Here is a 2,490-nt window from a genome sequence, read left to right as displayed (position 1 = left end):
GACGGCGTCCAATTCCCTACAAGTCTCACGAAGAACAGTGGAGTGAACGCCTGAGAGGAGGATTAGATGACCTCGCAACGGAGCATGATGTAAACAGCGATGGGAATGGTGTCGAACGCCCAGGTCGGCGAACTCCTCGTCGGCGGGTACCACGCCCTCGTCACTGACGCCGAAGTGGTCAGCTACAACTCGAGGTCCAAAGCGGACGGCGAACAGATGGAGATCGACGTCGTCGCGATCGACTCGAGCGACGGCATACAGACCGTCTACGCCTGCGAAGTTGTCACTCATCTCGGTGGCGCTGCGTACTCGGGAACGCCCGAGACGGACAAGTGGGCCGACTACGGCAACGATAGCTACCAGTACTCGCTCGAGAAACTCGAGAGCAAGTTTCGCTCCGACTACGAGTACGTGACACGCGTCTTCGACGACGCAGACGAGTACGTCCTCCAGTTGTGGGCTCCGTCCCTCGCGGACGGCTACCTAACCGACGGCCTCGAAGCGCTGTCCGCGGACCTCGAAGCGAACGACGAGTCCGGCATCGGAACGGGGATCGATCTCGTGATCAACGAGACCTACACCGAGCGTATCGAGGAGCTTCGAACACTCGCAGCTACGGAGACGAAGTCGTACGGTGAGCCCGCGTTTCGGTTTCTGCAGATCCTCGAACACCTGCGGTAGCGAACCAGTGGCAAGCAGTGTCCCCTAACAGGTGGCCCGACCACTCACCAGGCCGTAGACGACCCGGATAGCCGGAACGGTTTCGACATCGTCGGTCTCGCCGGGCGGGGACCGGGATCGCGACCGAAACCGAACGACGAGTCACCTGCCGGAATCCGAGCTAGCCGTTGCGGTGTCGGTCGCACCGGCCACTTGCGCGAGGCCGACGGCGACCTCGCCGTCGTCCCAGACGACCGCGAGGGAGTACTCGTCCTCGACACCGACGGTGACGCTGTCACCGGCAGTGACTGTCGGCTCGTCGTCGGTCCCCCCGCTCGCGTCGCCGCCGATATCCGTCCACGATCCGGTCTGCTCGAGGCCATCGCCACGGACGTAGAGGGTCGACGCCTGGACCTCGTCTCCCGAAACGTGGGTGACCTGTTGGCTCTCGTCCCCGCGGTCGATCTCGAACCTGGCGTTCGGTCTGAGTACCGTCTCGTCGTCGGGCATGGCGTAGTGGAGCTCACGGACGCGCCACGTACCGTCCTCCCGCTCGAGGTCGACGAACCAGCCGGTGGCGACGCTTGCACCGCTGAGCATCACGAGCATTTCCACCGTCGCGGTGTCGTCGTCTATCGCGATCGTCTCCGTCGCTTCGACGGTGGGCTCGCCCTCGAGGTCGTCTTCCGCGAACGGTTCGGCGTCGCCGTGTCGGAGTTCGTCGACCCGGTCGAGATCGTCGTCGGCGATCGCCTCGTAGAAGGCGACGACCGTTTCCGCCGGAGAACGGTCCGGGTCGCCGTCGGTCGTCCCGTCCGCGGAGTCGCCGCTCTCGTCTGTCGGCGTGTCGTCGTCTTCGGCTGACTCGCCGTCGCCGTTGCCGTCGGGGTCACTGCCCAGCCCATCGGCGAGACAGCCAGCCATTGCCGCCGTTCCAGAGATACCGGCGAACTGCAGCACCGTTCGTCGATTCATGTATCTCTATAACGACACGAGACTGATAAATACTGCGATGGGGTCAGACGAATATTACTTCCGACAACAAGCGACACGGACGAGTACGCGAACGGTGGTGGCTGAAACTCGCCCCATCACCCGACCAGAACAAATGAGATTGCATTATAAAAAATAAGATAGTATAATTTATGTAGGACAAAGAGAAAGTCTTCGATGGACGCATGGACCCAACCATCCTCCACCACGGCGTTAGCGAAGGTATCGCCGCCGGAATCGCCGGCCTGACCGGAGTCGTCGGTTTCGGTGCTGGCGTCGCGTACGCCCGCATGAAAGCCTACGGATCGATCAGACGCACCGGCAGTTCGGTCGAGTCGCCCGAATCGTAACTGTCGACACGACCTCGAGTCGCGTTCGCGGACGAGGTCCTCTCTCGAACCACCTCCTCTTTCCCGCCTAGAGGACCGTTCCGTCAGCCGGCCCGAAACGGGGGATACGACCAGAACGGTCCGAACTACTGTTCGACACACGGGTACGGCGGCTCGGGAGCTCACTGAGGACTGTGGGTCCGTCGTCCTCTCGCAACTGGGTCTGAACAGTGGCGGGAGGCGAGCCCGGCGACCGAGACGAGAGGGGGTCGTTCGTCCTCGACGACGTCACACAGGGCAGAGGCGCGTTCGCTCTTCCGATCCCGTCGATTCCCCGCCTGTCGGGTGTATTATCGGACGGTGTGACTGGACCAACCTCTTTCGAGGGGGAGGCCGTATATCCTACCATGGTTCACAATCTCGACGATATCGACCGGGGAATCCTCCATCTTCTCCAGCAGAACGCACGGGGAGCGACGGCCGCGGAGATGGCCGATATGGTCGGCAC

At 62.4% G+C, this 2,490-nt stretch carries 4 protein-coding genes; 3 read left to right on the top strand and 1 reads right to left on the bottom strand.

Annotation, left to right across the window (positions count from 1 at the left end):
- The first annotated feature begins 99 nt into the window (after positions 1 to 99).
- Positions 100 to 681 (top strand): hypothetical protein, encoded by a 582-nt coding sequence (locus tag C446_RS16270; RefSeq protein ID WP_006674221.1) that lies wholly within the window; start codon positions 100 to 102, stop codon positions 679 to 681.
- Positions 682 to 822: 141 nt separating this feature from the next.
- On the opposite strand, the gene C446_RS16265 is transcribed toward C446_RS16270, so the two are convergent.
- The gene (locus C446_RS16265) at positions 823 to 1,635 is read right to left on the bottom strand and encodes a hypothetical protein (RefSeq protein ID WP_006674220.1); all 813 of its coding nucleotides are present in this window, start codon (positions 1,633 to 1,635) and stop codon (positions 823 to 825) included.
- Between the two features lie 203 nt (positions 1,636 to 1,838).
- On the opposite strand from C446_RS16265, the gene C446_RS19160 reads away from it, so the two are divergent.
- Positions 1,839 to 2,003 carry a hypothetical protein gene (locus tag C446_RS19160; RefSeq protein WP_160162982.1) on the top strand — a complete coding sequence of 55 codons (165 nt, stop codon included), beginning with the start codon at positions 1,839 to 1,841 and terminating at the stop codon, positions 2,001 to 2,003.
- Positions 2,004 to 2,389: 386 nt separating this feature from the next.
- Positions 2,390 to 2,490: AsnC family protein (locus C446_RS16260; protein WP_152419462.1), on the top strand; the 101-nt coding region annotated here is incomplete at its 3' end.

It is taken from the genome of Halobiforma nitratireducens JCM 10879 (assembly GCF_000337895.1).
Taxonomy (GTDB): domain Archaea; phylum Halobacteriota; class Halobacteria; order Halobacteriales; family Natrialbaceae; genus Natronobacterium; species Natronobacterium nitratireducens.
Note: the sequence above shows the minus strand (reverse complement) of the source record. Positions and strands in the feature narration are given on the sequence as shown.